The following is a 23986-nucleotide window of genomic DNA, read 5'->3' as shown; positions in this document are numbered from 1 at the left end:
ACGCCCTTTCGATCTCGTGGCTTTTCGTGGTTCAGTGCGCCACGCCGGCCCACACCTTGCGCTTGGTCAGATAGACCAGCGCGCCGAACAGCAACAGGAAGACCAGCACGCGAAAGCCGGTCTTCTTGCGGGCTTCCAGATGCGGCTCGGCTGCCCACATCAGGAACGCCGACACGTCGCGGGAGTACTGGTCGACCGTCTGCGGCGCGCCGTCGTCATAGGTCACTTGATCGTCGGAGAGCGGGTTGGGCATCGTCAGCGACACGCCGGCTATGAAGTACGGGTTGTAGTGGGTGCCTTCCGGTATCTCCATGCCCGCCGGCGGCTGCTCGTCATAGCCGGTCAGCAGCGAGTGGATATAGTCGGGACCGCCCTGGGCGTATTGCGTGAAGATGTCGAAGACGAAACGCGGAAAACCGCGCTCGACGCCGCGCGCCTTGGCCAGCAGCGACATGTCGGGCGGGGCAGCGCCGCCATTGGCGGCCGCTGCTGCCTGATCGTTGGGGAACGGCGCCGGGAAATGGTCGGACGGTATAGCGGGACGATCGAACATGTCGCCGGCATCGTTGGGACCGTCATTGATCGTGTACTCGGCCGCCAGCGCCTTGACCTGCGCTTCTGAATAGCCAAGGTCTTCCAGTGTGCGGAACGCCACCAATTTCATCGAATGGCAGGCCGCGCAGACTTCCTTGTAGACCTTCAGCCCGCGCTGCAACTGCGCCTTGTCGTAGGTGCCGAACGGCCCGGCGAAGCTCCAGTCCATCTCCTTCGGCTCGTGTATCGGGAAATGCGTCGGCGCGGCTTCGTTGTGCGCCTCCTCCTGGGCGGTGGCCCCAGTGGTCGCGGCCCCAGTGCCTGCCAACACAAGGCCGAGCAGCGCCAGCGAGGTGAGAATCTTCTTCATGCCAAATCCCCTTGAGATTCTCTGCCGCGCCGTCGTCGTCTCGAGCATGATCTTTTCCGAAAACCGGTCTCCACTTTTCGGCAACATGCTCAGCCCTTGGTTTCCGCTGCGGCTGTCGCGCGAGCCGGATGCCCGCCAGCCTTGTTCTTCTCGAGAACCGCCTCGGTGATCGAATTCGGCAACCGCCGCGGGGTCTCGATCAGGCCAAGCACCGGCAGCACGACCAGGAAGAAGGCGAAGTAGAACAATGTCGCCATCTGCGCCATGAAGACATAGCTGCCTTCGGCCGGCTGCGAACCCAGCCAGCCAAGCAGGACGGCATCGATCACGAACAGCCAGAAGAACAGCTTGTACCAGGGCCGGTAGACCGCCGAGCGCACTTTCGAAGTGTCGAGCCACGGCACCAGGAACAGCATGGCGATGGAGCCGAACATCGCGAGCACGCCGCCAAGCTTGGAGTTGATCGGCCCGATATTGAAGGTGATGGCGCGCAGGATCGCGTAGAACGGCAGGAAGTACCATTCCGGCACGATATGGGCAGGCGTCTTCAGCGGGTCGGCGACTATGTAGTTGTCCGGGTGGCCGAGAAAGTTCGGCAGGTAGAAGACGAAATAGGCGAAGATGAACAGGAACACGAGCATCCCGAACGCGTCCTTGATAGTCGCGTAAGGGGTGAAGGCGACGGTGTCGGTCTTCGACTTGACCTCGATGCCGGTCGGGTTCGACTGGCCGACCACATGCAGCGCCCATATATGCAGCACGACGACGCCGGCGATCATGAACGGCAGAAGATAGTGCAGTGAAAAGAAGCGGTTCAGCGTCGGGTTGTCGACAGCGAAGCCGCCGAGCAAAAGCTGCTGGATCCATTCGCCGACCAGCGGGATGGCGCTGAAGAAGCCGGTGATGACGGTTGCGCCCCAGAAGCTCATCTGCCCCCAGGGCAGCACATAGCCCATGAAGCCCGTCGCCATCATCAGGAGGTAGATGATGCAGCCAAGGATCCACAGAAGCTCGCGCGGCGCCTTGTAGGAGCCGTAGTAGAGGCCGCGGAAGATGTGGATGTAGACGGCGACGAAGAAGAACGATGCGCCGTTCGAATGCAGGTAGCGCAGCAGCCAGCCCGAATTCACGTCGCGCATGATCTTCTCGACCGAATCGAAGGCGAGAGTGCTGTCCGCCGCGTAGTGCATGGCCAGCACGATGCCTGTCAGCATCTGCGCCGCCAGCATGGTCGCCAGGATGCCGCCGAAGGTCCACGCATAGTTGAGGTTGCGCGGCACCGGATAGGCGACGAAGCTGTCATAAACCAGCCGCGGCATCGGCATGCGGGCGTCGAACCAGCGTCCGATACCGGTCTTGGGCGTATAGGTCGAGTGTCCCTCGCTCATCGAAAATATCCCTTAGCCTCAGCCGATACGGATCTTGGTGTCGGAAATGAACTGGAACACCGGCACCGACATGTTCTCCGGCGCCGGCCCGCCGCGGACGCGGCCGGCGGTGTCGTATACCGAACCGTGGCACGGGCAGAACCAGCCGCCGAACTCGCCTTCCTGGCCGAGCGGAATGCAGCCGAGATGGGTGCAGACCTGGACCATCACCATCCAGGCCTCCTTGCCCGGCATGGTGCGGTTGGCGTCGGTCGCCGGAGCATCGGCCGGTAGATTGGCGTTACGGGCGAGCGGATCCTTGAGCTCGGCCAGATTGACCGCCTCGCCGTCCTTCATCTCTTGTTCGGTGCGGTTGCGCACGACCACCGGCTTACCGCGCCATTTCACGACAAGCGACATTCCCGGCGTCAGCGAGGAGACGTCGACCTCGACCGAGGCCAGCGCCAGCGTCGAGGCGTCCGGGCGCATCTGGTCGATGAACGGCCAGGCGACGGCACCCGCGCCGACCACCGCGGCCATGCCGGTGGCGACGTAGAGAAAATCACGACGGTTGGGATCCTGGATGTCGGTTGCGCTCACGGGTGCCTGATCCTTTCGCCTCTTCCGTGCCGGTGGCCGAGGCTTGTTCCCCGCTCATTCACGCCAACCCGACAGCGCATGGCGAACAGGCTAGCGAATTCCTCCGGCATTTGGAGTTCGGTTTATGCGTGAAGCCCGTTTTTGTCCAGACGGGTGAAGGCACAAGGGCAGATTGTCGCGGGGACGCAATTCGACGTCGGGCGACGTGGCGACGAAGACGGCGAAGACACAGGAAAACAACGGCAAAACCGGCGCCTGCGTTTGCCTCGACAGGAGAGCCGGGCTCGGTCTATCCTTGGCCCATGGCGCATGTCATCGACCGCGACAAATGGGCCGCGACGCCTGACCGCTGCCCCGACCATTGGCAGGGCGAACTGCAGTGCGGCGCCTACGGCTCCAATAGCTACCTGATCTTCAATTATCTGCCGGAGATCGGCGGCGGCCCGCGGCTGCACATGCATCCCTATTGCGAGATTTTCATCATCCGCACCGGCACCGGGCTGTTCACCGTCGGCGACCGGCAGATCGAGGCGTCGGCTGGCCAGATCCTGATCGTGCCGCCGAACACGCCGCACAAATTCACCAATCTCGGCCCAGGTCCGCTGGAAACCACCGACATCCACGAAAACGGCAGCTTCATCACCGAATGGCTGGAGTAGGCCGAAGGTCCGCGTCAGCGAAAACCGGAAACCGGTTTTCGGAAAAGATCATGGTCGAACTAGTGGTAAAAATCTGACGCTTGGTACCCGAGGTTAGACAACCGCTTTGGGTGGAACGTTGCCGTTTGAGCCGTATGCCGGAACAGCTTGGTCGCGCCATTTGCCGACCTTCATTGAATTTCTCCAAACCTGCCGTTCGCGCTACAGCCTGATACGACCCTAAGCGGAAGCTCGTTCGCCCCCGGCCGAATTCACGCCCATGACCCGAAGCTGCCTTCCATCAATGCGGATTTTTTCAGAATCTCCCGTTCGGGTTGGCCGAGGCCTCAGGCAGGATTTGAAGTGTCGCGGCCAAACGGGCGCCATTCAGACATTCCGGTACCATCATTGTTCACGGGGCCTGGTATCCTACAGCGTCTGCGAACTCTGCCACAGCCAGATTGCGAGCGAGCCTGAACGCCCGCGGACCTGTGCTTCCACAGGTCCTCTTAGAGCACCAGATTTGAACAACTCGCAGTCGCGGCCGGCGACTTGCAGCATTTTGTCGCTCACTGCGACTTCGGCATTTTGGTCGGCCGCGATCTCCATCAAGCGACTGGCGACGTTAACCGTATCACCCGTAGTCGCGATGTGCTGACGGCCTTTGCCACCGAGTCTCGACGCAACGATTGTTCCGTAATGCGCTCCGATCTTGAAGCCGAGCCTAGATGCAGTTGATGCGGGCAACGAGACGAGCCAGTTGTTGGTACGGCTGGAGAGCGCTGCGCAGCAGCGGGCAGCATTGAAGGCATCATCTGTCGCTGCTTCCGGTAGACCGAACAGGATCATGGCTCCGTCACCCATGAAATTCGTGACAACGCCACCGCAGCTTGTCACCTCTTCGTCCACCAACGCATGGAACGTGTTCAAAAGTTCGCGTGTGGCGTTCGGCCCCAATGTTTCGCTCAGTCCGGTGAAACCGGACAGGTCAATGAATATGATGGTGGCGTCCCTCCGGACAGGTTCCAGGAGAAAGTCGCCATGCTTCGCGAGCCACCTCGCAAAGCCCGGGGCCTGAACTCGTTGAAGCAATTCGCTCTGCGTGGCGAAATACTGGGCCTGGTTCCTGCCCAACCAAAGCTGCGCGGCCCCGAACAAAATAGCTGGCGGAACGGCGGCGGCCATCGGCAACGCCGCGCTCAGCCAGATATGGTGTGAGAATGCGGTCATATTGACCACGAACCAGATCACAACCACGCCGACGATCGCTGCAAGGCCGATGGCGTTGCGACGCCATGCCAACAGCCCCACAAGAACCACTGGCAGCACCACTGCAAAGCCGGCATCTGCAAGGCGAACGTACTGATCTCGCACTATGCCGTCGCCGGTCATCAGATGGGCAATGGCCGTCGACATGACCTCGACGCCTGGGAGCACGGGATCAAACGGTGTCGGGAAAACATCGCCGGTGCCGGTTGCAGTTGCACCGATCACAACAATTCGATCCCGAATAATGCCGCCATCGACTTGGCCCCCCAGCACCGTCGTGGCGCTGATCGTGCGGATCGTGCCGCGGGGGCCATAGAATGTCAGAGGGAGTATGTGACCAATGTCCGTCCGAATCCGCTGTCCGCCCAGAGATAGATAGTCGGGCGCAATTCCCGGATCCTCTCCCACCGCCATGGCGGCAACGCGCAGGGAGAAAGACGCTTCCGTCCGATCTCCGGCCCGAAACAGCAACGGGACGAACCGAGGCGTTCCCGTCCAGTCGGTAACCACGTTCACGACGCCGACAGCGGCGATATCCGAGAACGCTTTCAGGGGCCACAGAAACCGCTTGGCATTCGGCACTCGGGCGAGAGGGCCATCGCCCTCGGCTGCAATCGATTGTTTACCTCCCGAGTAGACCGCTGCAGCAGCGATTACGCTTGAAGTCCCACGCAGCGAACGCGCGAGCGCCTCATCATCACCTTTTTTCCCGGGATCGACCAGCAGCAGGTCGACCGCAATGGCTTTCGGCCCAAAGCGAGCTATCGTATCGACAATCCGGGCAAGCGTGGCGCGGCTGAGGGGATAGCGGCCGTCGTTTCGGACCGCTTCGTCGTCTATTGCGACAATGGTAATCAGCTCCGGCGGCTTTGCCGTTCCCCGAACAAGCGTTCGAAGATCCGTCATCGTTGCTTCGACGCGATCGAGGGACCACATGTTGCCGCGCCAGTGCGCAAAGCCAAGGCCGGCCCCCCAAAGACCCGCCAGAACGAGCGCGATCAGCGTCTGAAGCGCTCGCCCGCTCATTTAGCTTATTGACCGAAACGGGCCATCAAAGCCGAAACACGTGCGGCGGGCCAGCGCTTGACCGTCAGTGTGCCTGTTCCGGCTTCCACATCGACGCCTTCGCCCGGCCCGAGGACTACGCCAGCATTGGACGCCGGCCTTTGCACGGCGACGCGACCTTTGACGACGAAAACAGACGTCTTGCCTCGGGCAACGTCGACTGCCCATTTTGTACCTCGCACCGCGGCGATCGCCTGCGGGGTGACGACAGCGAAGCCACCCCGGACCCTGCCGGCTGGAGCATCGAGCAACAGCGCCTTGCGCCGTAATCTGACCGCATCGGCACTACCATTTCGATCACGGTCCACCAGTGCAAAACGAGCGCCATCTTCCGCAATGATGGTAAGGCCTTCCCGGCATCTCAGAATTTGTCGGGACGTACCTGCTACCAGTCCGAACGTACAGCCGGCGTTATTCGACTGCGCTGAAGCGGTATCCACCCAGAAGACACAGGCAAGCATGCATGCCATCAGGCTCCGGAGATATCGGCCACTTGCGCTCATGAACGTCTCCTTGCTTTTTGCGAAAATCGGCGGCAAGAAAATCTTTGCATTGTCTTCTGCGGTCAGCTTGGCAGTATACTCATGCGTACGAACCGGCACTTGCAGCCGCGTTGCCCTAAAGGTAGCACGGTGCCGACCAGCGATCTTAACACGATAGCTTGCTCCAACACCAAATAAGGCGACATCAAGCCGTTTGAAGCGGCCGCGATGCGAATGTCGCGAACGTCACGCGGCGACGCTGCTGTTCGGCTCATCTGCCAGAACGAGCAGGTCGCGCCATTTCGCGACATTCTGGCCGCTTCTCCGAAACTGATCTTGGCGCAACGGCAGCAGTCGACCTTCGCGATCGTCAGTCAAACTTCCGGGCTCCGCATTAACTGAAGAGTGCCACGATTCCATAACAGCAATCAGAAATCAGCGCCGTAGAGGGCATGGTGATGACCCAGGCGATCACGATCGAGCCGGCTATGCCCCAGCGGACGGCAGAGATGCGCCGTGCCGCGCCGACGCCGACGATCGCGCCGGTAATGGTGTGCGTGGTGGAGACCGGGATGCCGAGCCAGGTCGCGCCGAACAGCGTGATCGCGCCGCCGGTCTCTGCGCAGAAACCCTGCATCGGATTGAGCCGTGTGATCTTCGAGCCCATCGTGTGGACGATCCGCCAGCCGCCAAACAGCGTGCCTAGCGCCAGCATTGCCTGGCAGGTGATCACCACCCAGAAGGGCACGTAGAACTCGCCCCCGAGCATGCCCTGCGAGTAGAGCAGCACCGCGATGATGCCCATCGTCTTCTGCGCATCATTGCCGCCATGGCCGAGCGAATAGAGCGACGCCGACACGAATTGCAGGGTGCGGAAGGTATTGTCGACCGCGAACGGCGTCTGTCGCACGAAAATCCAGGAGACGGTGAGTATCAGCACCAGAGCCAGCACGAAGCCGGTGAGCGGCGACAGCACGATGGCCGCGACCGTCTTCAGCAGCCCCGACCAGACGATTGCGACGTTTGAAGAAAAAGAAACTGGGGAAGCGAGCGCGCCGTGGTAAGCCCATCGCACAGGTTGCCGCATTGCCTTATCGCCGCACTGCAGACGGAGACGCTGAAATCTTGCTGCTAACGTCTCGGCAAACGGGCCGCTTCATCTTGCCCAAGGGGTGGCCGATGAAGGGTCGACGAGACTGCGAGGCTGCAGCTCAAGAGGCGGGTGAGGAAGCCGGAGTAGTAGGCACTTTGCATGAGCAATCCGTTGGCAGCTTCCATTATTGGAAACGATTGAAGGACACGTTTGTCCCGGTAACCGTTGAAGTATACCCGCTTCACGTGCAGCAGGAGCTGGATGAATGGAAGGAGCAGAAGTATCGAAGACGGGCCTGGCTTAAGCCGGATCAAGCAGCACTCCTGGTCGATGAACCTGAGTTGGCTGCCCTATTGGAATCTATAGCGCCTGAACTGGCTCATTTCTGAACGCTACAGGATAAAACATGCTCAATTGGTTTCGTGCGCTTCTGCCCCGCGAGGACAAGTTCTTCGACCTGTTCGAGCGGCATTCCCGCATCCTGGTCGCCGGCGCCGAGGCGGCCCGGCCATCCATTTCGCTAAGACCTTAGCCCGTATTGTCGGTAGCTGGCTAAATTTTTTGCGAAAGCCACAGCTAGGTTCTTGGACGAGTCCGACGTCGCCCTTTGCACGCAAAACTGCCAGTCTTCAATTAGGACGTGAAGGATCTTCGTTGAGTCAATAGTGCTGCTTGCTGTGAATGTCAGCTATCGGGCAGCGAAACATCCTCATGAAGGGCAGCTCAGGGTCAAGGGCGTGAATTCGGCACGGGCGAACGAACTTCCGCAACGGGTCGAATCGGTCTTTCGTCTTCGGCACCAAGCGTCCGATTCAACACCGGTATCTATTTGGCGCCGAGCCTGGCCAGCACGGCCTTGGGAATGTTGTATTCCCGGATCACTGCGTCGTGCTTGCGCAAGCCGCACAATTCGCGCTGGATGAAATAGCCGTGGACCGCCTCCGCCGCGTCCCTGAGCAGCCGAGCACGATGTTCGCCATCGTCGCCATGTTCACGCAACTTCGCCAGCGTTTCATCCACGCGCCGGCCGGCGCGGCCGAGCGCCGCCGCCTTTTCGCCGAGGATTTCATGGCCGAGCAGGTCGAGCGCGCTCTCCCGCGCTCCCGACCGTCCGAAATTCGATGGCATTCGCACCGACATGCTTCACTCCGGTTTTTGCTGAAATCTGGCCCTACTCCGCCGGCCGCGTCTCCTCCAGCACGCTCTCCTCGTTGAACAGGAAGCCGCCGGACTGCCGCTTCCACAGCCGCGCATAGAGCCCGTCGAGCGCCACCAGTTCGTCATGCGTGCCTTGTTCGACGATGCGGCCGCCGTCGAGCACCACCAGGCGATCGAGTGCCGCGATGGTCGACAGCCGGTGCGCGATGGCGATGACCGTCTTGTTCTCCATCAGCCTTGCCAGATTTTCCTGGATGGCCGCCTCGATGTCGGAATCGAGCGCCGACGTCGCCTCGTCGAGTATCAGGATCGGCGCGTCCTTGAGGAAGACGCGGGCGATCGCCACGCGCTGGCGCTGGCCGCCAGACAATTTCACGCCGCGCTCGCCGACAAAGGCCTCGTAGCCCTGGCGATCACGATTGTCGCGCAAGTCGAGGATGAAGTCGTGCGCCTCGGCCTTCTTCGCGGCCGCGACCACCTCGGCGTCGGTCGCGTCCGGCATGCCGAGCTTGATGTTGTCGCGCAACGAACGGTGGAAAAGCGCGGTATCCTGGCTGACGACGCCGATATTGGCGCGCAGCGAATTCTGCGTCACCTTTGAAACATCCTGGCCGTCGATGGTGATCTTGCCGGCCTCGAGGTCGTAAAGGCGCAGGATCAGATTGGCCAGCGTCGTCTTGCCGGCGCCGGACGGCCCGACCAATCCGACCTTCTCGCCCGGCCGCACGACAAGGTCGATGCCGTTGAGCACGCCGAACCCCTTGCCGTAGTGGAACTCGACGTTCTTCACGTCGATCCGACCGCCGGCCACGACAAGCTCCCTGGCGTCGGGCGCGTCGGTCAGGCCGAGCGGCTGCGTGATCAGCGCCTTGGAGTTTTCCAGCACGCCGAGATTCCGCAGGATGCCGTTGAGCTGCATCATCAGCCGGCCGAGCAGCATGTTGAGCCGCAACACCAGGGACAGCGTGAAGGCGACGGCGCCGACTGTGATCGAGCCTTCGACCCAGAGATAGACGGCAAAACAGGCGATCGCGGTGATCATGATCCCCGACAGCGTCGTCAGCGCCATGCGCACGCCGGTCAGCCTGCGGGTGAACGGGCGCAGCGCGTCGAGATAGATATCGAAGCCGCTCCTGATGTAACGGTCGTCGCCATCGGCCGAGAACAGCTTCAGCGTCTGCACGTTCGAATAGGAATCGACGAAGCGGCCGGTGATCATCGAACCGGCCTCGGCGGTTTCCTCGGCATGCTTGCGGATCGCCGGCAGATGGCGCTTGGCCAGCCAGCCGAAGGCGGTGATCCAGATCACCACCAGCATCGCCAGCCGCAAGTCGAGGCCGGCGACCAGCACCAGCGTCGTCACCGTATAGACGACCATGAACCAGACGACCTCGATGAAGCTTTCCATCAAATCGCCGGTCGCCTGCCCCGCCTGCCAGACCTTGGTCGCGATGCGGCCGGCGAAATCGTTCTGGAAAAAGGCGTAGGACTGGCGCGAGACATGACGGTGCGCCTGCCAGCGCACCAGATTGTAGAAGCCGGGGGTGATCGTCTGCTCGTCGACCAGCGCCGCCAGGCCGACGACGATGGTGCGGACGACCAGCACCACGGCGGCCATGAAGACAAGTTCGGGACCGGCGGCAGTCCACAGCGCATCCCAGCTGCGCTCGCCGGGGAGCTGGTCGAGAATGTCGACCAGCCTCCCGACGAAGTAGAACAGTCCAGCCTCGACCAGCGGCGCAATGCCGCCGATGACCAGCATGGCGAAGAAGGCGACCTTCGCCTGGCCGACATAGTGCCAGAGGAAACCCCTGACGCTGACCGGTGGCCGAAGCCCCGCGGGCTCCCTGAACGGATAGACCCAGTTCTCGAACCAGCGATAGACGGCAATCATCATTCGGCGGCCATCATTCTGCTGCCATCATTCTGCTGCCCATCATTCTGCTGCTTGACCCTTGACGATGGCATCGTTGGCGGCGGCACCGTCGTCGAGCAGGAAGCCGCCCGATTGGCGCTGCCAAAGCTGCGCATAGAGCCCGCCGCTGGCGACGAGTTGCTCATGCGAACCTTCCTCGATGATGCGGCCCTTGTCCATGACGACGAGCCGGTCCATCGCCGCGATGGTCGAGAGCCGGTGCGCGATGGCGATGACGGTCTTGCCTTGCATGAGCTTGTAGAGGTTCTCCTGGATGGCGGCCTCGGCCTCGGAATCAAGCGCAGACGTCGCTTCGTCGAGAATGAGGATCGGCGCGTCCTTCAGCATAACGCGGGCAATGGCAATGCGTTGCCGCTGGCCGCCGGACAATTTGACGCCGCGGTCGCCGACATGCGCATCGAAACCCGTGCGGCCACTGGCGTCCGAAAGCCTGGATATGAAATCAAGCGCCTCGGCGCGGCGTGCCGCCTCGACCAGCATCTCGTTGCTGGCGTCCGGCCGGCCATAAAGGATGTTCTCGCGCACCGAACGATGCAGCAGCGAGGTGTCCTGCGTGACCATGGCGATCTGGGCGCGCAGCGAATCCTGCGTCACCGCCGCGATTTCCTGGCCATCGATCAGGATCCGGCCAGCTTCAAGGTCGTAGAAGCGCAAGAGAAGATTGACCAGCGTCGACTTGCCGGCGCCCGAACGGCCGACGATGCCGACCTTTTCGCCCGGCTTCACCGTCAGCGACAGGCTTTCGATAACGCCCTTCTGCTTGCCGTAGTGGAAGCGTATGTCCTCGAAACGGATCTCGCCCTTGGTGACGGCAATATCCTTGGCCCCGGGCCTGTCTTCGACGAGGCGCGGCAGCGAGATCGAGCTGATGCCGTCCTGCACCGTGCCGATATTCTCGAACAGGGTGGACATCTCCCACATGATCCACTGCGACATGCCCCACAGCCGAAGAACGAGCCCGATGACCAGGGCGACGGCGCCGATCGTCACCGCCTGGCCGAGCCACAGCCACAGCGAGATCGCGGTGACCGAAAACAACAGCAGCGAATTCAGCATGTAGAGCAGGCCGTAGAGCTGCGTCACCAGCCGCATCGACCGGTAGACCGTATCGAGAAAGCCGGCCATGCCTTCCCGGGCGAAGGACGCCTCGCGCCGCGCATGCGAGAACAGCTTGACCGTCTGGATATTGGAGTAGCTGTCGACGACGCGGCCGGTCATGGTCGAGCGCGCGTTGGCCTGCTCCTCGCCGACCTTGCCCAATCGCGGGATGAAATAGCGCAGGAGCAAGACATAGCCGGCAAGCCAGACGGCAAGCGGCGCCGCCAGCCGCCAGTCGGCCGCGCCGACAATGAACAGCATGCCGAGGAAATAGACGACGATATAATTGAGCACGTCGATGAGCTTGATGACGCATTCGCGCACCGCGAGCGCGGTCTGCATCAGCTTGGTCGCGATGCGCCCGGCGAACTCGTCCTGATAGAAGCTCATCGACTGCTTGAGCAGGTAGCGATGCACCTGCCAGCGGATACGCATCGGGTAATTGCCCATCAGCGTCTGCTGGTTGAGGAGCGAATGGAACCAGACCGTCGCCGGCAGCGCGAAAACCACGATGAAAGCCATGCCGGCGAGCTTCCAGCCCTCGGTCTGCAGGAACGTCTCGCGGTTCTGCGCCGACAGCCAGTCGACGATCCGGCCCATGAAGCCGAACATCCACACCTCGGCAAGGGCGATAGCCGTCACCAGCATCGCATCGATCGCGATGTAGGGCCAGGCGCCGCGCGTATAGTGGACGCAGAAGGCGATCAGCGTCTTCGGCGGCTCGACCGGCTCCTCGGCAGGGAACGGATCGAGCCTTGTTTCAAACCAGCGGAACATTGTCTTGGTACTCATGTGCTTGTTTTCGCTCACGCGCACGGGAACGCGTAGCGTCCTGGGAGGAGCGCGTAGCGTCAAAGACCGGCGTGCCGGAATCACCCGGGCCGCCGGTCCTGCTTCGCGCAATATAGGATGTCGCGGGCTTTTCGCCGACAGGCTCGTTTGACGATCCTGACAGCGCTGTGTCGACGACCCGGAGTTTCGCGACGGTCTCTGCGCCAGGCCGGATCAGCCTGATGATCCGGCGCACCAGCGACGGCCGGCTGCGGTCGGGAACCGCGCGCGAGAAATCGACGTCCGGCAGCATGCCGCGATGCGGGCGCCGGCGAGTCTCGGCGTGAGCCGCAGACGAATAGGTTTCGCCGATCAAAAGCGCCCAGGTCGCCATCCTGCGCTCGTGCAGGTTTCTCGAGCCGGGAATCTTGCAGGGATCGAACATCGGTCCGTCCTCCATGTGAAAATACGGAAAAAAGTCAGGCCTGTTCGCGGGCGAATGGCCGGCGAAAGGCGGGGATTGAACAGAGGCGAGTTCAGGTGGGGCGTTCAGCCCCTTCGACAGCTTGAAAAACATCGCAGGATTCCTTCGAAGGCCGAAAAAGGTTTCGGCTAAGAATCGGTGCGATCGAAGTCTAAAGCGTCAGGAGAATCGTCGTACCGAAACCGCCGGCAGGCTGGTAAGCCCACAAGAGGGGCGCTGGATGTACATGATCATCATGAATTACCCCTCCATCGGTTCGGGTTGACAATGCCCGGCGTATAACCGACTTCGCAGAAAATGACCACCCGCCAGTCCAGCAATTTCCAAAACCGCGCGACCCCTGTGGCCGATCTGCCACGGATCAAAATGGCGTGGAAATGAATGACCGTCTCCGCATCGCGCTCTACCAGCCGGATATCGCCGGCAACACCGGGACAATCCTGCGCTTCGCGGCTTGCCTCGGTCTCGGCGTCGACATCATCGAACCGGCCGGCTTCCCGCTCTCCGACCGGGCGCTGAAACGGGCCGGCATGGACTATCTCGAAATGGCGGCGCTGACCCGGCATGTCGACTGGCACGCCTTCGAGAACTGGCGCAGAGGCGAAGCGCGGCGGCTGGTGCTGCTGTCGACCAGAGCCGCGACCGCCTACACCGATTTCGCCTTCGCCGACGCCGACATTCTTTTGTTCGGCCGTGAATCCGCAGGCGTGCCGGATCCTGTCCACGAGGCGGCGGATGCGCGACTGATCATCCCGATGCAGCCCGGCGCGCGCAGCATCAACGTCGCGCTTTCCGTCGCCATGGTGGCCGGCGAGGCGATCCGGCAACTCGGATAGGATTTGCAGACCCTCAGTGGGCGCAGCCATTATAGCCGCTTTCTGGCCGACGACTGCACCGTCTCTTGTCATTCTCACCCAGGCGCACATCGCCTTCTCCTGCGGTTTGCATGTCCAGGGTTTCTTCGTTACAAGCTCAACTTAACTTGAGGTCAAGCGGAAAATTCGAATGGCTGCGGCAACGGAATTGACAGTCGGACAAGTGGCAATGCGCAGCGGAGTGGCGGTGTCGGCGCTGCATTTCTACGAGGCGCGCGGACTGATCCGCAGCCACCGCACATCAGGCAATCAGCGACGCTACGGCCGCGACGTGCTGCGGCGTGTGGCGATCATCAGGATCGCGCAGGAGGTCGGCATCTCGCTGGCCGAGATCGGTGCTGCGCTTGAATCGCTGCCTGAAGGCCGCACGCCGACGCGCGAGGACTGGAACCTGCTTTCAACGGCCTGGCGCGACCAGCTCGATCGCAAGATTGCCCAGCTGAAGAAGCTGCGCGACGGGCTGACCGACTGCATCGGCTGCGGCTGCATGTCGATCGACAAATGCCCGCTGCGGAACAAGGAAGACCGATTGAGCGCCCAAGGCCCGGGCGCAAGGCGGTTGTTGGTCGCTCGCTAATCCGCAGCCGGCAGCCGCCTGATGGTGAATTCGATGACGTCGCCCGGCCGCTCGAACCAGCTTTCGATTTCGGTCCAGTAGGCCTGCTTGGGAAAGCGCTCGAACCACTCCTTCGCCTTGAGCCGCGCATCGGAACGCGGCAGGACGAAGGTCTCGCGCAGGAATCCGTCGCGCGGCATACGCTCGCGCTCGGCGCGCGAACGGTCGAGCCTCTTCTTCAGGCCATCCAGCGGCGGTCTTGCCGGGGTGCGCACGAAGGAACTCCATTCACACTTGACCCTTGCACCTAAGAGATTAGGGATCGCGGCCGGAAAAGACGAGTCATTTGTCGGGGTACGCGCCCCACAACCGGAGATAGCATTTGCAACGACCCGAAATACCGGCGGGGCTGCCGGCCGACATCGAACAGAAAAAGCTGAAGGCGCGGCTGTGGTTCGAGACGTTGCGCGAGCGCATCTGCGCCGCCTTCGAGCAAATCGAGCAGGACCTGCAGGGGCCGCAGGCTTCATGGTCGCCCGGCCGCTTCGAAAAGACGCCGTGGGAGCGCGACGCCGGCAAGGGCGGCGGCGGCATCATGTCAATGATGCGTGGCCGCGTCTTCGAGAAGGTCGGCGTCCACACCTCCACCGTCTATGGCGAGTTTTCGCCGGAGTTCAGGAAGCAGATGCCGGGCGCCGAGGAAGACCCGCGCTTCTGGGCGAGCGGCATTTCGCTGATCGCCCATCCGTGGAACCCCAACGTGCCGGCCGTGCACATGAACACGCGCATGGTCGTCACCTCGAGCCAGTGGTTCGGCGGCGGCGCCGACCTGACGCCGGTGCTCGACCGTCGCCGCACCCAGGACGACCCGGACACGGTTGCCTTCCACCGGGCCATGCAATTCGCCTGCGAGAAGCACGCTCGCGTCGCCGACCACGCGAAATTCAAGGCCTGGTGCGACGAGTATTTCTATCTGCCGCACCGCGACGAACCGCGCGGCACCGGCGGCATCTTCTTCGATTGGCTGCATTCGGGTGAGGACAAAGGCGGCTGGAACGCCGATTTCAACTTCGTCCAGGATGTCGGGCGATCTTTTCTCGTCGTCTACGGACATCTGGTGCGGGCCAATTTCAACGACAACTGGACCGACGGCGACCGTGAAGAACAGCTCATTCGCCGCGGCCGCTATGTCGAATTCAACTTGCTTCACGATCGCGGCACCATCTTCGGACTAAAGACCGGCGGCAACGTCGCCTCGATCCTGTCCAGCCTGCCGCCGGAAGTGAAATGGCCGTAAAATCTCGGTGAGTCGGACGTGAGCCGCAATGAGGTCCAAATCGTTTGATTTTGGCGTCGAATGTGGCGCGCAGAATATCTTTTTCGTCTAATATCCACTTGAAAAAACAGGACTATTTTTCGTTCCGGGCCGGGAAACGCCGGCGGTTCATCCTCCCTAGAACCGCGACCCGACGCGACCGGACGGCCCATCATTGAGTGGGGCACCTTCCCAAAATGGTGCCCTCATTTTCCAGGAGAGCATGCCATGCGCAAGCTTATTATGTCGGTTGCGGCTGCTGCCGTTCTTGCCTCTGGTGGCGCTGCCTTCGCAGCGGTCAAGCACACCACGGGCACGGTCAAGACCTATGATGGAACGGCCATGAGCCTTGTTCTGGATAACGGATCTACCTTTACGCTGCCCAAGGCCTTCAAGAATCCTGGCCTGAAGGCCGGCGAAAAGGTCCGCGTTTCGTGGGACATGAGCGGCAAGCACAAAATTGCCGAGGCAGTCAGGATCGTGAAGTGATCGCCTGCTCGCTGGGGCAAGACGAGGTCTTGCCTCCGGGGTAGCGTAAGAGGGCGGAGCAGCGCTGCTCCGCCTTTTCGGTCTTTGCGGCAACCAAAACCATTCGACCGTGTTATGCTTGCTCGGCCAGCGTATGACCCGAATACCGACACCCGGTTTCAGACAGGGATCATGCGTCGATCAAAGGTGCTGGAGCTTCCGCGTTCAAGCAAATGGGCGGCGCTCCGGGGAGGAAAAGGGAGAAATCCGATGAAAGAATTCCACTGCGGCTCGCTCGTTCCGGGTTGTGACTGGCATACGCGCGCCGAAGAGGAAGCCGAGATCATGCGTCGTGCGGTCGAGCACATGCGTGAGACGCATGGCGAGACGATCATCCGCGAGACGATGATCGAAGCCATCCGTTCGCGCATCGAAAAGCCCCGCGACGCGGCCTGATTTTGCCTAACTTTCAAGTGCTTCTGCGGCGCGCTTGAGGAGCGCGCCGCGATCCAGCGCAAAGCCGGACTCGATCCACTCGTTTTCGAGGTTCTTCAAGGTTGCGCCGAGTTTCGGTCCGGGCGACACGCCAAGCGTCGTCAGATCGGCGCCCTTGAGCGGAAAGCCGGGCCTTTTCCATTTTCCGGCGGAGGCCAACAGCCGCGAGAAGCCGCCGGCTTCGAGCAGCGCGTCATTGTCCTCGACGGCGCGGGCTCGAGCGGAAGCGAGCGACAGCCGCAAGCGATCGACAACGCCCTGATGATCGCCACGATAGAGCCGTTTTGCGAGTTCCGCTTCGGTCGTCTTCGGCTCGATGGGCGCTGTCAGCGCCCACTGCCTCAGACGGCCGGCGTCGCTGACGGAGAATCTCAGCCGCTCTGCGAGCGTCTTCAGCCGCGCGGCGTCCGGCGGCACGATCGCTTCCAGCCTGAGCAGCGGGTCCGGCGTCCAGCTTAGATCCTTCTCGGCCCTGGTCAGCGCATGGATCGCATCGATGCCCCATTTCTCGCTCTCCGGCAGAACGCTGGTGAGCACGCTGGCCTGGCGCATCCACAGCAAAGCGCGCGATGGATCGGGGGCCGACAGCAGCTTTTTCAGCTCGGACCAGACGCGCTCGACCGAGAGTTGGCTGAGCCCCTCCTTGAGCCGGGCGCAAGCCTTCAGCCCTTCGGCATCCGGCCGGCCGTCGCCATACCAGGCGAAGAAGCGGAAAAAGCGCAGGATGCGCAGATAATCCTCGCGGATGCGCGCCTCCGGATCGCCGATGAAGCGCAGCCGGCGCGCCTCGATATCGGCTACGCCGCCGACCAGGTCGATGATCGTGCCGTCGGCCTCTGCATAAAGCGCGTTGATGGTGAAATCGCGCCGTTCCGCGTCCGCCTTCCAGTCGCGCCCAAACGACACTTTTGCCCGCCGGCCGTCGGTCTCGATGTCGGCGCGCAGCGTTGTCACCTCGAACGGCTTTCCGCCGGCGACAATCGTGATGGTGCCGTGCTCGATGCCGGTCGGCACGGCCTTGAAGCCCGCCGCCTCGGCGCGGCGGATGGTCTCATCGGGCACGGTCGTGGTGGCGATATCGACGTCGGCGACCGGCTGGCCGATGAGCGCATTGCGCACCGCACCGCCGGCGACACGCGCCTCCTCGCCGCCATCCGCCAGCGCCGCCAGCAGGCGCTGCAGGTGCCGTTCGCCGAGCCACTCGGCTTTGCCCGCGAGCGACATCCGGCCGCTCACGTATAGAGCCTTTCATAGAGCGTGCGGATGATGCCGGCGGTGACGCCCCAGATGCGTTGTCCGTCGTAGGGCATCTCGTAGAAGACCCATTCGAGGTCGTTCCACATCCGGCTGTCGCGGCCGTGGTTGGCCGGATCCATCAGGAAGCGCAGCGGCACTTCGAAGACGGCGTCGACCTCCTCGGAATTCAGCGTCAGTGAAAAACCCGGCCGCACTATTCCCAGCACCGGGGCGATCCGGTAGCCGCTGCCGGAGGCATAATCGGGCATGCGGCCGATGATCTCGACCCGGTCCTGGCCAAGACCGATCTCCTCGAATGTCTCGCGAAGGGCCGCCGCCTCCGGGCTCGGGTCGGTAGGGTCGATCGTGCCGCCGGGAAAGGCCACCTGCCCCGAATGGTTGCGCAGCTTTTCCGCCCGCTTGGTCAGCAGAACCGTGGCGTCGCCTCCGTGATCGACCACCGGGATCAGCACCGCGGCATCGCGCAGTGCCTTCGCAAGCTTCAAACGCGGATGGCCGGGGTTGAAGCGATGGTCGCCATAATCGTCGGCGGCATGCGCCAGCGGCTGTGCCGCGACGCGGGCGCGAAAATCCGCGGCGGAAAACGGCGCCCGTGTCACCTGGTCCATCGTGTTACCTGGTCCATCATACGCTGTCCATCATGCGCTCAGCCGCTGCAGTTTTTCGGCCGGCATGATCGGATAGACCGCGCCCCTCGAACGGACGGCAAACATCCTTCTGCCGCCGACCTCGATCTCTTCGCCATGATCGACCAGTTCGTACATGACCGGCCGCGCCACCAGCGCTTCCAGCCGTCCGCGCACCAGCACATAGGGTTTCAGGCCACCGGTCGCCTCCTCGTCGACGAAGCGCAGCGGATGGTCCGGCCCGGCTTCGACCACATCGCCGACATTAGTGCGGAAAGTGATGACCCGGCCATCGCCGGTGCCGCAAACATCCATCTCGACGGCGATGAAGGGCGCATCGACGACGCGGATGCCGACCCTTTCCACTGGCGTCACCAGATAGGTCCTGCCGTCTTCGTCCTTGCGCAGCACGGAGGAAAACAGCTGCACCAGCGGCATGCGGCCGATCGGCGTGCCCTGGTAGAACCAGGTGCCGTCCTCTCTGATCTCCATGTCGAGATCGCCGCAAAAGGTCGGATTCCAGCGCTCCACCGGCGCCGGCCCCTTGCCCGCGCGGGCGGCACGCGAGATCAGCGCCTCCAGTCCGCGCGCCTCGGTGTCGGCCGTCAAACTCTCTTCACGATCGTCGGCGCGTTCTGTCATGGTCACGAAATAGTCACTGTTGTTCCGCTTGTCAGCCTAAGTCTGTGATTTAAGATCAAAGACAGGCGCCATGCGAGGCCGAATCGCGGCACTTTGCGGTGTCGAAGGTGCAAGCCGGTATTTCCAACGAGAAGGATCGATGCTGCATGAGTGTGATGATCAAGGAAAGCCCGATCAGCGAAAAGGATATGATCGGACAGGCCGAGACGGCGCTGGCCGACATTTCCAGGGTTCGCGAGGGCGTCGGCCGCGTCATCTTCGGCCAGGAAAGCGTCGTCGAACGCACGCTGGTGGCGCTGCTGGCCGGCGGCCATGCGCTGCTGGTCGGCGTGCCCGGCCTCGCCAAGACCAAGCTGGTCGAGACGTTGGGCATCGTGCTCGGCCTCGATTCCCGCCGCATCCAGTTCACGCCCGACCTGATGCCGTCCGACATTCTCGGCTCCGAGGTGATGGAGCAGGACGAATTCGGCAAGCGTTCCTTCCGCTTCATCTCCGGGCCGATCTTCGCGCAACTGCTGATGGCCGACGAGATCAACCGCGCCTCGCCGCGCACCCAGTCGGCGCTGCTGCAATCGATGCAGGAATACCACGTCACCATTGCCGGTGTTCGCCACGACCTGCCGGCGCCCTTCCACGTGCTGGCGACGCAGAACCCGCTGGAGCAGGAAGGCACCTATCCACTGCCCGAGGCGCAGCTCGACCGCTTCCTGATGCAGGTCGACATCCACTATCCGGAAATCGAGGCCGAGCGTCGCATCCTTCTGGAAACCACCGGCATCGAGGACGCCAAGGCGCAGAACGTGCTGCAGCCGGTGCGGCTGAAGGAGATCCAGACCCTCATCCGCCGCATGCCGGTGCCGGAAAGCGTCGTCGAGGCGATCCTCCAGCTGGTGCGCTCGGCGCGCCCCGGCCAGGGCAATGCCGAGACCGACAAGCACGTCGCCTGGGGCCCGGGCCCGCGCGCCAGCCAGGCGCTGACACTGTGCGCCCGCGCCCGCGCCCTCTATGACGGACGGCTGGCGCCGTCGATCGACGATATCAGAGCTCTGGCCGAGCCGGTGCTGCAGCACCGCATGGCGCTGACCTTTGCCGCCCGTGCCGAGGGCACGACCGTGCGCGACGTGGTGGCGAAACTGGCAAAAGGCATCTGATGGCGCGTATAGGCGAGGCCCAGGCACCGGCGGCGACGCGTGACGCGCTCGCCCGCGGCCGGTTGCGGGCGTCGCTGGTGCCGGACCTGCTGGTCGAGGCGCGCCGCATCGTCAACACGGTGATCGCCGGCTGGCACGGCCGCCGCAAGCGCGGCATCGGCGAGAATTTCTGGCAGTTCCGGCCCTATGTCGAAGGCGATTCCTCGCGTATCGACTGGCGGCGCTCGGCCCGCGACGACCACATCTATGTGCGCGACCGCGAATGGGAGGCCGCTCATACGGTGTGGCTGTGGGCCGACCCCTCGCCTTCCATGCTCTACAAATCGACCGGAGCCACCGTCTCGAAGGAATCCCGCGCGCTGGTGCTGGCGCTGGCCATGGCCGAGCTTCTGTCGCGCAGCGGCGAACGCATCGCCTGGCCCGGACTGACCGATCCGTTCACCGCCCGCAACGGCGCCGAGCGCATCGCGGCACAACTCACCCATGCCGGCGAATTGCCGGCAAAGCCCGACCTGTCCGCCATCCGCCGCTTCTGCGACATCGTCATCGTCAGCGACTTCCTCGATCCGGTCGAGGACACCATTGCCTGGCTCGACGTGCTCGCCCGCCACGGCGTGCGAGCCCACCTGATCGAGGTCGCCGACCCGGCCGAGGAGAGATTCCCCTATGCCGGCCGCACCGAATTCACCGATCCCGAGACCGGCGACAAGCTGACCGCCGGCCGCGCCGAAACGCTGGGCGATGAATACCGACTGCTCTACATCGCCCGCCGCCAGGAACTGACCGACTGGTGCAAGCGGCTCGGCTGGAGCTTCACCGTCAACCACACTGACCGCCTCGCGTCCGATGCACTGGTGCGTGTCCACATGGCGATGACCGTCGATGGCAGCTCAGCCGGGAGGATCCGCGCATGAGCTGGCTGCCGCTCTCTTTCGGGGCGCCGATGGTGCTGTGGGGCCTTCTGGCACTGCCGGTGATCTGGTGGCTTTTGCGGTTCACCCCGCCCAAACCGCAGACCGAGGTCTTTCCGCCGCTGAAGATCCTGGCCCGGGTGCTGAAGCGCGAGGAGACGCCGCAACAGAGCCCGTGGTGGCTGACGCTGCTCAGGCTGCTGATGGCGGCCCTTATCGTTGCGGCGCTTGCCGAACCTGTCTTCAACCCGCGTGAAAGACTGCCGGCCGAGGGGTCTGCCCTTGCGCTGGTCATCGATAATGACTGGGCAAGTGCCGCCGACTGGGGCCAGCGCGTCGCCACTGCCGAACGGCTGATCGCCGATGCCAGCTCCAACGATGTTCCTGTCATCATCGCCTTCACCGCCGAGAAGCCGAATGCCGAGATCGGCCCCTTTGATGCCGCCACCGCGCTCGACCGGCTGCGCGCGGCAAAGCCGCGGCCGATCCCGACCGACCGCCCTGCCGTCTACGCCCGCGTCGCGGCAACCCTGGAGACCTTGCCGGGCGCCAGCGTCGCCGTGCTCGCCGACGGTCTGGCGGCGGAAGGCGACGAGGCCGCCTTCAACACGCTTTTGTCGAAGAACGCCGCCCGTGTCGTCTGGGCCGCCTCCGACCGGCCTGGCTTGATCGGCCTGACCGGCGCCGACAACCAGGTGGACGGCTTCGAGCTGACCGCCATCCGCGCGCCGGGCGATCCGGCGCCGGCTCAGGTGACCGCCGGCGCCTTCGACGACAAGGGCCGCCGCATCGCCGACGCCACGCTGACCTTCTCACCGGGCGAATCCACCGCCACCGGCACGATGGCGGTGCCGTTCGAACTGCGCAACGACTTCGCCTCGATCGCGCTCGACGGCCAGCGGCAGGCCGGCGCCGTCCGCGTGCTCGACGAGAATTCCAAGCGCCGCCGCGTCGGGCTGCTGTCGCAGGCCGAGGCCGACCAGGCGCAGCCGCTTCTGTCGCCGCTGTACTATATCCGCCGTGCGCTGCAGCCCTTCGCCGATCTGACTGAGCCGTCGAGCGCCGACCTTGCCGATGCCATCCCGCAGCTCCTCGACCAAAAGCCGGCGATGGTCGTCATGGCCGATGTCGGCACCATTCCGGAGCAGGTGCGGCAAAGGCTGGTCGACTGGGTCGACAATGGCGGTACGCTGGTGCGGTTCGCCGGCTCGCGGCTGGTCGCCGCCGGCAATGACGACGACCTGCTGCCGGTCAGGCTGCGCACCGGCGAGCGTTCGCTCGGCGGCGCGCTGTCGTGGACGACGCCGCAGCCGGTCACCGATTTCACGAAGACCGGTCCCTTCGCCGATCTCGCTCCGCCCGCCGAGGTCACCGTCACCAGGCAGGTGCTGGCCGAGCCGACGCCCGATATCGTCGAGCGCACCTGGGCCACGCTTGCCGACGGCACGCCGCTGGTGACCGGGATGAAGAAGGGCAAGGGCACGCTCGTCCTGTTCCATGTCACGCCGGAGGCGACCTGGTCGAACCTGCCGATCTCCGGCAGCTTCGTCGAGATGCTGCGCCGCATCGTGCAACTGTCGCGCAACCAGGGCGCCGCGGTTGCCAATGCCGAGGCCGCCGCCACCTCGCTGGCGCCCTACCGCATGATATCAGCCGACGGCACGCTGGTGCCGCCGACGCCGGATGCACGGCCGCTGGTGCCGGGCACCGGCCCGCTGCCGGTGACGTTCGAGAACCCGCCTGGCCTGTACGGCTCCGAAACCGGCGTCCTCGCCCACAATCTGCTCAATGCCGAAAGCAGCTTCGCACCGCTGGTCCGTCCTCAGATCACCGTGCCGGTCACCACCATCCAGTACGCCTTCGACGAATCGCACAATTTGAAGGGGCCGCTGGTGGCGGCATCTCTCTTGCTGATGGTGCTCGACACACTGGCCGTGTTCTGGATGGGCGGCTTGTTGTCGCGCCGGCCGCGCCGCGCCGGCACGGCTGCTGCGACCACCGCCGCCCTGCTGATTGCGCTCGGCGCCCTGGTCGGCCACACCGACTTCGCCCGCGCCGACGATGCCAAACCCGGCGATGAGCGGGCGATCGAGGACATTTCCAAGACCCGGATCGCCTATGTGCAGACCGGCGAACGGAGCGTCGATTCGATCAGCCAAGCCGGGCTGGAGGGCCTGACCCGCTTCCTGATCGAAAAAACCGCGCTCGAGCCGGGGGCGCCGGCCAGCGTCGATATCTCGAAGGACCAGCTGTCATTCTATCCCCTGATCTATTGGCCGATCGACCCTGCTGCACCGATGCCGAGCCAGGCCGCGATCGCCCGCGTCGATGCTTATATGCAGCAGGGCGGCACGGTGCTGTTCGACACGCGCGACCAGTTCGCCACCGGCATCGGCGCGGATTCGGCCAGCCCGGCGACGGAGCGGCTGCGCGACATTCTCGGCAATCTCAACGTGCCGGCGCTGGAACCAGTGCCGTCGGACCACGTGCTGACCAAATCCTTCTACATCCTGCCTGAGTTTCCCGGACGTTTCGCCGGCGGCCCGCTCTGGGTCGCGGCGTCGCTCGAAGCCAGCAACACCGAGAACCGCCCGGTGCGAACCGGCGACGGCGTCTCGCCGATCATGATCACCGCCAATGATTTCGCCGGCGCCTGGGCGGTCGACGAGAATGGCGACCCGCTTTTGCCGACCGTGCCGTCGGACCCGATGCAGCGCATTTATGCGCTGCGCGCCGGCGTCAACATCATGATGTACATGTTGACCGGCAACTACAAATCCGATCAGGTGCATGTGCCGGTGCTGCTCGAGCGGCTGGGGCAGTAA

Annotated in this window: 24 protein-coding genes and 2 pseudogenes; 11 read left to right on the top strand and 15 right to left on the bottom strand. The window is 63.4% G+C overall.

Features of this window, described 5'->3' with window-relative positions:
- Nucleotides 1–31: 31 nt before the first annotated feature.
- From IHQ72_RS11890 to petA, 3 genes are all read right to left on the bottom strand, one after another.
- On the bottom strand, nucleotides 32–904 hold the full coding sequence (locus tag IHQ72_RS11890; RefSeq protein WP_258122598.1) for a cytochrome c1: 873 nt from the start codon (nucleotides 902–904) through the stop codon (nucleotides 32–34).
- Nucleotides 905–993: 89 nt separating this feature from the next.
- Nucleotides 994–2292: a cytochrome b gene (locus tag IHQ72_RS11885; protein WP_258122597.1), complete on the bottom strand. Its 1299-nt coding sequence runs from the start codon at nucleotides 2290–2292 to the stop codon at nucleotides 994–996.
- Between the two features lie 18 nt (nucleotides 2293–2310).
- Nucleotides 2311–2871, bottom strand: coding sequence for a ubiquinol-cytochrome c reductase iron-sulfur subunit (gene petA, locus IHQ72_RS11880; RefSeq protein ID WP_258122596.1), 561 nt, complete (start codon nucleotides 2869–2871; stop codon nucleotides 2311–2313).
- A gap of 302 nt (nucleotides 2872–3173) precedes the next feature.
- On the opposite strand from petA, the gene IHQ72_RS11875 reads away from it, so the two are divergent.
- Complete coding sequence (locus IHQ72_RS11875; RefSeq protein WP_258122594.1) at nucleotides 3174–3530, top strand: cupin domain-containing protein; 357 nt, start codon at nucleotides 3174–3176, stop codon at nucleotides 3528–3530.
- A 408-nt stretch (nucleotides 3531–3938) separates the two neighbouring features.
- On the opposite strand, the gene IHQ72_RS11870 is transcribed toward IHQ72_RS11875, so the two are convergent.
- The 4 genes and pseudogenes from IHQ72_RS11870 to IHQ72_RS11855 all read right to left on the bottom strand — a co-directional run.
- Nucleotides 3939–5804, bottom strand: coding sequence for a CHASE2 domain-containing protein (locus IHQ72_RS11870; RefSeq protein ID WP_258122593.1), 1866 nt, complete (start codon nucleotides 5802–5804; stop codon nucleotides 3939–3941).
- A 5-nt stretch (nucleotides 5805–5809) separates the two neighbouring features.
- Entirely contained in the window at nucleotides 5810–6346 is a 537-nt protein-coding gene (locus IHQ72_RS11865) for a FecR domain-containing protein (RefSeq protein ID WP_374120394.1), read from the bottom strand.
- A gap of 225 nt (nucleotides 6347–6571) precedes the next feature.
- On the bottom strand, nucleotides 6572–6703 hold the full coding sequence (locus IHQ72_RS11860) for a hypothetical protein (RefSeq protein ID WP_258122592.1): 132 nt from the start codon (nucleotides 6701–6703) through the stop codon (nucleotides 6572–6574).
- Nucleotides 6704–6719: 16 nt separating this feature from the next.
- Nucleotides 6720–7361: pseudogene (locus IHQ72_RS11855) on the bottom strand (inorganic phosphate transporter); the annotation flags it as partial.
- 143 nt (nucleotides 7362–7504) lie between these two features.
- Here IHQ72_RS11855 and IHQ72_RS37495 point away from each other — a divergent pair.
- Together IHQ72_RS37495 and IHQ72_RS11845 are read left to right on the top strand one after the other, a co-directional pair.
- Nucleotides 7505–7807 carry an NUDIX hydrolase gene (locus IHQ72_RS37495; protein WP_502572800.1) on the top strand — a complete coding sequence of 101 codons (303 nt, stop codon included), beginning with the start codon at nucleotides 7505–7507 and terminating at the stop codon, nucleotides 7805–7807.
- 17 nt (nucleotides 7808–7824) lie between these two features.
- Nucleotides 7825–7920, top strand: a pseudogene (locus IHQ72_RS11845) (nuclease PIN); the annotation flags it as partial.
- Between the two features lie 323 nt (nucleotides 7921–8243).
- Here the strand turns inward: IHQ72_RS11845 and IHQ72_RS11840 are convergent.
- The 4 genes from IHQ72_RS11840 to IHQ72_RS11825 are packed head-to-tail and all read right to left on the bottom strand — an operon-like array spanning nucleotide 8244 to nucleotide 12826.
- Complete coding sequence (locus IHQ72_RS11840; protein WP_258122590.1) at nucleotides 8244–8558, bottom strand: DUF6665 family protein; 315 nt, start codon at nucleotides 8556–8558, stop codon at nucleotides 8244–8246.
- Nucleotides 8559–8589: 31 nt separating this feature from the next.
- On the bottom strand, nucleotides 8590–10473 hold the full coding sequence (locus IHQ72_RS11835) for an ABC transporter ATP-binding protein (RefSeq protein ID WP_258122588.1): 1884 nt from the start codon (nucleotides 10471–10473) through the stop codon (nucleotides 8590–8592).
- Nucleotides 10474–10512: 39 nt separating this feature from the next.
- Nucleotides 10513–12387, bottom strand: coding sequence for an ABC transporter ATP-binding protein (locus IHQ72_RS11830; RefSeq protein WP_258123810.1), 1875 nt, complete (start codon nucleotides 12385–12387; stop codon nucleotides 10513–10515).
- Complete coding sequence (locus tag IHQ72_RS11825; protein WP_258122587.1) at nucleotides 12371–12826, bottom strand: hypothetical protein; 456 nt, start codon at nucleotides 12824–12826, stop codon at nucleotides 12371–12373. Before IHQ72_RS11825 ends, IHQ72_RS11830 begins: the two co-directional genes overlap by 17 nt.
- A gap of 416 nt (nucleotides 12827–13242) precedes the next feature.
- Between IHQ72_RS11825 and IHQ72_RS11820 the strand changes: the two genes are divergently transcribed.
- Nucleotides 13243–13701 (top strand): tRNA (cytidine(34)-2'-O)-methyltransferase, encoded by a 459-nt coding sequence (locus IHQ72_RS11820; protein ID WP_258122586.1) that lies wholly within the window; start codon nucleotides 13243–13245, stop codon nucleotides 13699–13701.
- Nucleotides 13702–13870: 169 nt separating this feature from the next.
- Nucleotides 13871–14317 carry a redox-sensitive transcriptional activator SoxR gene (gene soxR / locus IHQ72_RS11815; protein WP_065011931.1) on the top strand — a complete coding sequence of 149 codons (447 nt, stop codon included), beginning with the start codon at nucleotides 13871–13873 and terminating at the stop codon, nucleotides 14315–14317.
- Here soxR and IHQ72_RS11810 read toward each other — a convergent pair.
- Nucleotides 14314–14571 carry a hypothetical protein gene (locus IHQ72_RS11810; protein ID WP_006202578.1) on the bottom strand — a complete coding sequence of 86 codons (258 nt, stop codon included), beginning with the start codon at nucleotides 14569–14571 and terminating at the stop codon, nucleotides 14314–14316. The genes soxR and IHQ72_RS11810 overlap by 4 nt on opposite strands.
- 107 nt (nucleotides 14572–14678) lie before the next feature.
- On the opposite strand from IHQ72_RS11810, the gene hemF reads away from it, so the two are divergent.
- The 3 genes from hemF (at nucleotide 14679) to IHQ72_RS11795 (ending at nucleotide 16535) form a co-directional block, all read left to right on the top strand.
- Nucleotides 14679–15593 carry an oxygen-dependent coproporphyrinogen oxidase gene (hemF, locus tag IHQ72_RS11805; RefSeq protein ID WP_258122584.1) on the top strand — a complete coding sequence of 305 codons (915 nt, stop codon included), beginning with the start codon at nucleotides 14679–14681 and terminating at the stop codon, nucleotides 15591–15593.
- A 246-nt stretch (nucleotides 15594–15839) separates the two neighbouring features.
- A complete protein-coding gene (locus tag IHQ72_RS11800) occupies nucleotides 15840–16100 on the top strand; it encodes a DUF1344 domain-containing protein (RefSeq protein WP_027151030.1) in 261 nt (86 codons plus the stop codon).
- Nucleotides 16101–16349: 249 nt separating this feature from the next.
- Nucleotides 16350–16535 carry a DUF1059 domain-containing protein gene (locus tag IHQ72_RS11795; protein WP_095491629.1) on the top strand — a complete coding sequence of 62 codons (186 nt, stop codon included), beginning with the start codon at nucleotides 16350–16352 and terminating at the stop codon, nucleotides 16533–16535.
- A gap of 6 nt (nucleotides 16536–16541) precedes the next feature.
- On the opposite strand, the gene IHQ72_RS11790 is transcribed toward IHQ72_RS11795, so the two are convergent.
- The 3 genes from IHQ72_RS11790 to IHQ72_RS11780 are packed head-to-tail and all read right to left on the bottom strand — an operon-like array spanning nucleotide 16542 to nucleotide 19099.
- Nucleotides 16542–17798 (bottom strand): CCA tRNA nucleotidyltransferase, encoded by a 1257-nt coding sequence (locus IHQ72_RS11790; protein WP_258122583.1) that lies wholly within the window; start codon nucleotides 17796–17798, stop codon nucleotides 16542–16544.
- An 8-nt stretch (nucleotides 17799–17806) separates the two neighbouring features.
- Nucleotides 17807–18439 carry a CoA pyrophosphatase gene (locus IHQ72_RS11785; RefSeq protein WP_258122582.1) on the bottom strand — a complete coding sequence of 211 codons (633 nt, stop codon included), beginning with the start codon at nucleotides 18437–18439 and terminating at the stop codon, nucleotides 17807–17809.
- A gap of 30 nt (nucleotides 18440–18469) precedes the next feature.
- Nucleotides 18470–19099 (bottom strand): DUF1285 domain-containing protein, encoded by a 630-nt coding sequence (locus IHQ72_RS11780; RefSeq protein ID WP_258123809.1) that lies wholly within the window; start codon nucleotides 19097–19099, stop codon nucleotides 18470–18472.
- A 146-nt stretch (nucleotides 19100–19245) separates the two neighbouring features.
- Here IHQ72_RS11780 and IHQ72_RS11775 point away from each other — a divergent pair, with 146 nt between their 5' ends.
- From IHQ72_RS11775 to IHQ72_RS11765, 3 genes are read left to right on the top strand one after another with little or no spacing between them, the layout of a single operon-like run.
- Nucleotides 19246–20250 (top strand): AAA family ATPase, encoded by a 1005-nt coding sequence (locus tag IHQ72_RS11775; protein WP_258122581.1) that lies wholly within the window; start codon nucleotides 19246–19248, stop codon nucleotides 20248–20250.
- A complete protein-coding gene (locus tag IHQ72_RS11770) occupies nucleotides 20250–21164 on the top strand; it encodes a DUF58 domain-containing protein (RefSeq protein ID WP_258122580.1) in 915 nt (304 codons plus the stop codon). The genes IHQ72_RS11775 and IHQ72_RS11770 overlap by 1 nt, the downstream gene beginning before the upstream one ends.
- The gene (locus IHQ72_RS11765; RefSeq protein ID WP_258122579.1) at nucleotides 21161–23986 is read left to right on the top strand and encodes a DUF4159 domain-containing protein; all 2826 of its coding nucleotides are present in this window, start codon (nucleotides 21161–21163) and stop codon (nucleotides 23984–23986) included. The genes IHQ72_RS11770 and IHQ72_RS11765 overlap by 4 nt, the downstream gene beginning before the upstream one ends.

The sequence above is a fragment of the Mesorhizobium onobrychidis genome (assembly GCF_024707545.1).
In the GTDB taxonomy this organism is placed as follows: Bacteria; Pseudomonadota; Alphaproteobacteria; order Rhizobiales; family Rhizobiaceae; genus Mesorhizobium; species Mesorhizobium onobrychidis.
This window is presented reverse-complemented; position numbering and strand designations above follow the sequence as displayed.

What these genes read in the sequence shown, in the direction of transcription:
- IHQ72_RS11840 (WP_258122590.1), bottom strand. Translation starts at nt 8,558, where the DNA reads ATGTCGGTGCGAATGCCATCGAATTTCGGACGGTCGGGAGCGCGGGAG.
- IHQ72_RS11780 (WP_258123809.1), bottom strand. Translation starts at nt 19,099, where the DNA reads ATGACAGAACGCGCCGACGATCGTGAAGAGAGTTTGACGGCCGACACC.
- IHQ72_RS11795 (WP_095491629.1), top strand. Translation starts at nt 16,350, where the DNA reads ATGAAAGAATTCCACTGCGGCTCGCTCGTTCCGGGTTGTGACTGGCAT.
- IHQ72_RS11785 (WP_258122582.1), bottom strand. Translation starts at nt 18,439, where the DNA reads ATGGACCAGGTGACACGGGCGCCGTTTTCCGCCGCGGATTTTCGCGCC.
- IHQ72_RS11870 (WP_258122593.1), bottom strand. Translation starts at nt 5,804, where the DNA reads ATGAGCGGGCGAGCGCTTCAGACGCTGATCGCGCTCGTTCTGGCGGGT.
- IHQ72_RS11800 (WP_027151030.1), top strand. Translation starts at nt 15,840, where the DNA reads ATGCGCAAGCTTATTATGTCGGTTGCGGCTGCTGCCGTTCTTGCCTCT.
- IHQ72_RS11765 (WP_258122579.1), top strand. Translation starts at nt 21,161, where the DNA reads ATGAGCTGGCTGCCGCTCTCTTTCGGGGCGCCGATGGTGCTGTGGGGC.
- IHQ72_RS11830 (WP_258123810.1), bottom strand. Translation starts at nt 12,387, where the DNA reads ATGTTCCGCTGGTTTGAAACAAGGCTCGATCCGTTCCCTGCCGAGGAG.
- IHQ72_RS11875 (WP_258122594.1), top strand. Translation starts at nt 3,174, where the DNA reads ATGGCGCATGTCATCGACCGCGACAAATGGGCCGCGACGCCTGACCGC.
- IHQ72_RS37495 (WP_502572800.1), top strand. Translation starts at nt 7,505, where the DNA reads ATGAAGGGTCGACGAGACTGCGAGGCTGCAGCTCAAGAGGCGGGTGAG.
- soxR (WP_065011931.1), top strand. Translation starts at nt 13,871, where the DNA reads ATGGCTGCGGCAACGGAATTGACAGTCGGACAAGTGGCAATGCGCAGC.
- IHQ72_RS11770 (WP_258122580.1), top strand. Translation starts at nt 20,250, where the DNA reads ATGGCGCGTATAGGCGAGGCCCAGGCACCGGCGGCGACGCGTGACGCG.
- IHQ72_RS11820 (WP_258122586.1), top strand. Translation starts at nt 13,243, where the DNA reads ATGAATGACCGTCTCCGCATCGCGCTCTACCAGCCGGATATCGCCGGC.
- IHQ72_RS11835 (WP_258122588.1), bottom strand. Translation starts at nt 10,473, where the DNA reads ATGATGATTGCCGTCTATCGCTGGTTCGAGAACTGGGTCTATCCGTTC.
- IHQ72_RS11790 (WP_258122583.1), bottom strand. Translation starts at nt 17,798, where the DNA reads ATGTCGCTCGCGGGCAAAGCCGAGTGGCTCGGCGAACGGCACCTGCAG.
- IHQ72_RS11885 (WP_258122597.1), bottom strand. Translation starts at nt 2,292, where the DNA reads ATGAGCGAGGGACACTCGACCTATACGCCCAAGACCGGTATCGGACGC.
- IHQ72_RS11775 (WP_258122581.1), top strand. Translation starts at nt 19,246, where the DNA reads ATGAGTGTGATGATCAAGGAAAGCCCGATCAGCGAAAAGGATATGATC.
- IHQ72_RS11825 (WP_258122587.1), bottom strand. Translation starts at nt 12,826, where the DNA reads ATGTTCGATCCCTGCAAGATTCCCGGCTCGAGAAACCTGCACGAGCGC.
- IHQ72_RS11890 (WP_258122598.1), bottom strand. Translation starts at nt 904, where the DNA reads ATGAAGAAGATTCTCACCTCGCTGGCGCTGCTCGGCCTTGTGTTGGCA.
- IHQ72_RS11865 (WP_374120394.1), bottom strand. Translation starts at nt 6,346, where the DNA reads ATGAGCGCAAGTGGCCGATATCTCCGGAGCCTGATGGCATGCATGCTT.